Source organism: Bacteroidota bacterium (genome assembly GCA_039111535.1).
Classification (GTDB): Bacteria; Bacteroidota; Rhodothermia; order Rhodothermales; family JAHQVL01; genus JBCCIM01.
The window spans coordinates 1-5,606 of sequence record JBCCIM010000292.1 but is presented as its reverse complement, the minus strand read 5'-3'; the positions used below and the strand labels follow the sequence as shown (position 1 = coordinate 5,606).

At 51.2% G+C, this 5,606-nt stretch carries 4 protein-coding genes; 2 read left to right on the top strand and 2 right to left on the bottom strand.

Annotated elements, in window-relative coordinates; genetic code table 11:
* The first annotated feature begins 673 nt into the window (after window positions 1-673).
* A complete protein-coding gene (locus AAF564_25700) occupies window positions 674-1,117 on the top strand; it encodes a hypothetical protein (GenBank protein MEM8488966.1) in 444 nt (147 codons plus the stop codon).
* Between the two features lie 21 nt (window positions 1,118-1,138).
* Here the strand turns inward: AAF564_25700 and AAF564_25695 are convergent, their stop codons facing one another.
* Both AAF564_25695 and AAF564_25690 read right to left on the bottom strand, forming a co-directional pair.
* A complete protein-coding gene (locus AAF564_25695) occupies window positions 1,139-2,392 on the bottom strand; it encodes a D-arabinono-1,4-lactone oxidase (GenBank protein MEM8488965.1) in 1,254 nt (417 codons plus the stop codon).
* A 168-nt stretch (window positions 2,393-2,560) separates the two neighbouring features.
* Complete coding sequence (locus AAF564_25690; protein ID MEM8488964.1) at window positions 2,561-3,355, bottom strand: CPBP family intramembrane glutamic endopeptidase; 795 nt, start codon at window positions 3,353-3,355, stop codon at window positions 2,561-2,563.
* Window positions 3,356-3,648: 293 nt separating this feature from the next.
* Between AAF564_25690 and AAF564_25685 the strand changes: the two genes are divergently transcribed.
* Window positions 3,649-5,442 carry a glycoside hydrolase family 3 N-terminal domain-containing protein gene (locus tag AAF564_25685; GenBank protein ID MEM8488963.1) on the top strand — a complete coding sequence of 598 codons (1,794 nt, stop codon included), beginning with the start codon at window positions 3,649-3,651 and terminating at the stop codon, window positions 5,440-5,442.
* Window positions 5,443-5,606: the final 164 nt, after the last annotated feature.

Genomic DNA, 5,606 nt, shown 5'->3' with positions numbered 1-5,606 from the left:
GCATGTGCGGACTCTTATGGCCAGTATTAGTAAATGCTGGCCAGACTGTTACCAGTAATTGGGTACGTTGCTTTGTCAGGTCTGGAGTGGGAAAATGGTGGGCGTGATATTGTGCTCCACATAGACTGGAATGGCGAGGAAAAGTATAAGCATATGGTTGATTTTATGCTGGCCAAGACTAAGCTTGTGTTTGAGTTCGCTACACATCTAAGGGTTAATTTTGCGTATGGCGAATACAATCAAATTGGTCCTATTGAGATGGGGGAAGTGTCTGTCAATAAAGACGATGGTTGGTGGCTAGTCCAGATTAATGCTCGGTTAGAAAATACCGCGGTTTTTACGCTACGATGTTACAATGTTCACTTTTATTGCGAGTGAGCAAAACGCAAACTTCCTGCCGTGCGCGAACAACGAAGGGGCAGAATATGCAAGGGAATGAGATGTAATCGAGTGTGTCGCCAGAGATTACTCGCGGGTTACCAGTTTCAAATTTCTTGCGGCTTTATAATACCCCCCCAACTGATCGTCAGCAAATCTACAAGGCGATCATATTTACAGTTCTAATTGTTCATTGGGGAGTCTCCTTATGCGCTACATTTATTTGTTCTTAATAGGGTGCACATTCGTCCAGGCAGGTTGTACAAGTACCAACTATGTTTCACGCCAGGCTCCTATGGCTTTTCAAGAGGTGATTGTTTCAGCTGAAAAACAAGTGGTGACTATTAGGCTCCAGAATGGACAGAGATTGAAAGGAGATCTGCTTAGTATTGATGCCGATTCGATTAGTTGGACAGGACTTGCGGATAATGAAATGCACACGCTGCCTTTGTCGGAGATAGATAATGTGACGGTTCTGTCAAAAAACAGAGTTTCCATGGCTCTGCTGGGTGCAGCCATTTTGGGTGCAGTATTAACAAGAGTGAAGCAGCCCGAATGTCATACCGATGCCTGTACAATAGAAGCTTTGGGTTATAGTTACGCAAAGCTTGGTAAGAATGTGGGCTTTGGATTATTGGGCCTTTTAGGATTTTCTATTGGTCAGGCGATAGAACCCAATGAAAAGTATATTTTTGTTAAAGAAAACGAGGCCTTAGAATTTGATGATCAAGAGAAGTAATAGGGACTTCCACTTGACCAATCACCCCCCAAACAGCTTCTCTTCCATAAAGGCATTGCGAAACTTGCCGGCTGGGTCGTAGGTCGCAACCAGGTCGCGAAAGTCATCAAACCGCGGATACAGCGCCGTTAGCTCCTCCCTGCCCATCCGGAAGTTTTTCCCCCAGTGAGGCCTTGCATCGAACGGTTTTAGCGCGGCTTCGAGCCTGGGGAGCAGGGCCTGCAGGACATCCCAGTTTTGCTCCCAGGTGCAGTGGAAAATCACTGATTCCCGGTTGTAGGCCATGCTCATCCATAAATCGTCAGCTGCTGCGGTCCGGATTTCTGAAATCATCAGGATGGGTGCAAGGTCGTCAGCCATCGCGCGGTATACGTCGAGTACAGCGCGGGTGTGTTCTCTGGCCACAAAAAATTCAGTTTGCAGCTCTTTGCCACTGCTCGGCGTGAATGCCATTTTGAAGTGGGGGAGGCGTTCATGCCATGGCCCCGCCACACCGAGTTGAGTGGTACAGTTTTCGGGAGACATGCGGGGTACGGGATTTACGTTGCGATCAGCGAGTATCCCATTGTAAAACGTTGCGTCCACTGGCGCCGTGTTGGTGGCTTTTCGTTTGACCCAAATCTGGTTGTTTGCCTGGTTTTTATAGTCGGTGAACAGGCTCACGCTGTACCCGCTGGCCAACAGCGCGTCAGCGTGCTCCACCATGTCTGCCATCGGCTGGTTGAGGTAGACGTGCTGCGTCATGTCGAACGTGGGTTCGATGTGCAGGCTGATGCGCGTTACCAGTCCCAGGCAGCCAAGGTTGACCACCGCGCCGGCAAACCGGTCGCCATCTGCATCACGCGACAACCGCACCAGTTCACCGCTTGCATCAATAAACTCAATGGCCCGCACGGCAGTCGCGAGATTGCCGTTTTGTACGCCCGAGCCGTGTGTTGCCGTGGCACAGGCCCCAACTATCGAGATATGCGGAAGCGAAGCCAGGTTATGGATGGCGTAGCCGTGTTCGTGGAGAAAAGGGGCCAGTTCTCCGTAACGCACGCCACCGCTTACCGTGACGACCTGTGCATCTGCATCAAGTTCAATCCCGAAATCAAGTGCTTCTGCTGAAATTTGCTGGACCGTGCTGTCAGCAATAGGATTGAAGCAATGGGCAGAACCCAGCGGGCGGACTTTTTCTGCTTTGCGTACGATGTCCTGGGCCTCTTCAATAGACGCCGGCAGGTGCAGGCGGTCCGTACTGTATCTAAGGTTGCCGGCCCAGTTAGTCCGCATGGGGATTGCCATCTTATTTGGAGGGGGGAAGTTTGCCGATGGAGAACAGGTAGCGTATTCAACCGCGAACAGACGAAAAGCTAACTAACCGAAATGGTCTATGGGCAGAAAAATTCCCCTCTCGAGAGGGGACAGTCCGACAACGTCGGACAGGGGTGTGTCGCATCCCTACCCCCCGAGCCACCGTTGAAAAACCTGCATCATATCGCCAACGCCAATGCCTTCAACGCCGGTTCTCAAGCGGAGGGTACACCAGAAGTCAAGAATCAGCATTTGAGCTGCGTGGATAGGCACAGCAATCCAGAATGAGCGACACCGCCACACCAGTGCGCCAAGCGCTATGCCGCCGACAACAGAGAGCAGGGCCTCAGGGAGCGGTTTGTCTACGTGCAGGGCGGCAAACGGTACCATCTGAATAAAAATAGCCTGCATGCCAAAGGTGTGGGAAATGCCGAAGAGCATAAAGCCGCGCCACAGGTACTCCCAGCCTATCCAGTAAAAGAGAAAGAGGAGTTCATAAATGAAGAACGCGGTCCAGTCGTAGGCCGCCTGATTGTAGTGGGGGTAGTGGGATTGAAAGGATGGACTATCGGAAAGAATCCAGGTGCCGATACCAACAAGTGGCAGGTAGCAGAGCGCGAGAATCGATGCCAGTTTCCAATCGCCAAGCCCAAGGCCTATTTCCGAAGGCTTGCGTTTGAAGATGAAAATGAGGCATAAAACGGGGATGACAAAGCCGGTTATACCCTGTATGGTAAACCACCAGCCCCAACTGGCAAGCCCATGCCACACGTCATCGAAGAGAAAAGGCGCTATTTCTTTGCGGAAAAAGCTACGGCTACCAAGATTGAATTGTATTACTATGAGGAAGCCGGCCATGGTGAGCACGAACATCGTCTGCTTGTCCAATTGCCGGAATGCATCTACAAACCGCTGCCACTCTTGGCGGAGCTTCGTTTTCATAAGTGGTATATTCTTTGGCTCATTAATTCCAAAAGAATATAAGGCAGCAATTTTAGATTAGTGAAGTTCACACAAATCGGTTATTTTCAACGACATAAGGAACCTCTGTTGCAGAAACGCAGTGTTCTTTAACGTGGACAAAATACCCGGGTTGTTGTAAAAAATACTCCCGAGATACAATCGAACGGATTCGTACTATTCCCCGATGGGACGCCTTCCAGGTAGGAAGTCTGGTCCTTATTACGGTTTTCATTCTATTCAGGGCCGGCTGTTTTTCACCAGACAGTTGGGTCGTGGATGAGGAACGCTCTATCGAAGCTGATCGCCTGATCGCGCAGACGGCGTTCAATGCAGCCCTCGATAGCCTCTTCTTTGATTATGATGATGAGGTGCTGAACCTGCTCAAACCTGACCCAACTGATGGAGATGCCTGGGTCGACTCAATGATGGAAAATCTTTCCCTCGATGAGAAAATTGGGCAGCTATTTATTATAAATCTCGACGGCACCTCGCAGCGCGCCCGAGAGCGTGCCATGGAAGCTGTTGAAGATTTTTATGTCGGTGGATTTATCGTTTCCCGCGCCATGGATCCGCAAGACGTGTATGAACAAACGCGGACCTTGCAAGAAGAATCTGGCCTGCCACTTTTCTTTACAGCAGATTATGAGCGCGGCGTGGGCCGGCATTCCAATAACCTGACTGAATTGCCGTCCAATATGGGCATTGGCGCGACCCGCGACCCCGTATTTGCCGCCGCCGCTGGCCGGCTTACTGCCATTGAAGGCAAAGCTGTCGGCGTCAATATGGTGCTTGCGCCGGTTGTGGATGTCAACAACAACCCCGCAAATCCAATTATCAATATTCGGTCGTACAGCGAAGATCCCGCTTTAGTCGGGCTTATGGCCTCAAGCTTTGTGCAAGAAGCGCAGGCGCTGGGTATGCTTACGACACTCAAACACTTTCCGGGCCACGGCAACACGCACGTTGATACCCACACCAGCATGGGCACCATCCACGGTGATCACCATGAACTGGATGCGGTAGAGTTATACCCGTACCGCTTTGTGTTCGATAAAGAAGTTGAACCTTCAGCTGTGATGAGCGCGCACTTGTGGATTCCTGCGTACGACGAAGAACCTTTGCCGGCTACCTTTAGCCGCAACGTACTGCACACCCTGTTACGGGATACGCTCAGTTTCAATGGGCTCGTCATCACGGATGATGTGCGTATGGGCGCTTTGATGAATGATTATTCTTTTGAAGAACGGACGGTAAACCCGCTACTTGCCGGCGCTGATATGGTGCTTACCAAAAGCGATTTCCGTCGCTCTGTGCGTTCTGTTCGCGATGCGGTGAGCAATGGGCTCGTCTCAGAGGCTGTCCTCAACCGCTCCGTACGCCGTGTGTTAACTGCAAAAGCACGTGCGGGGCTGCACAACAAGCGTTTTGTGAAAAAGCCCGTCCTGGATTACCTGCTCGCCATCCCGCGCGGCGAGCCCCTTGCACAGGCTACGGCTGATAAAGCTGTGACATTGCTCAAAAATGATACGATGCTTCCGCTGGATGACTCCAAAAAGGTATCGGTCATCCAGATCACCAACCGGCGTAATTCTCCGAGCATCCGTGCAGCTATGGATTTGTTTGCCGATTCGATTGCTGCCGGCGTAACGGTGCTGAGCGATGTTAGAATTGAAGAGGATCCATCCGAAAGCCGCATTGCATCCGTAAAGCAAGAGGCTGAAGATGCTGATGCTGTGATCGTTGTGCTGTATTTGCGCCTCGCATCCGGTAGCGGAGATCACGGGTTGCAGGATAGCCAGGAATTGCTGGTAGACGAACTTGTCGGCATGGACAAACCCGTTGCCCTCATGACGCTGGGCAACCCCTATGCGGTCACTCCCTTTGCTGATTCAGAGGCTTTGTTGATCGCTTACGAACAATCCCTCGCAAGCGTGCGCACCCTGTCCAAAATTCTTGTCGGACAACAGGCGCCACGCGGCAAACTGCCTATCTCCGTAGGGCCCTATACTTATGGCAGCGGGCTCACCGAAACGCTGCCGCCTCAGGCACTGTCGCTTAGCGACTAAACGGGGGGGAGAATATCGAACATCGAACCAGGGGTGTTCAGAAAAATCTATTGATCCACTGCGCTGGGATATTCCATAAAATAAAACGCTTTTAGTTGATGGGCACCCTTGGAGGCTTTTTGACCGTGCTAAAGGTTATACGCAATAGTGGATTGCAAGCTACT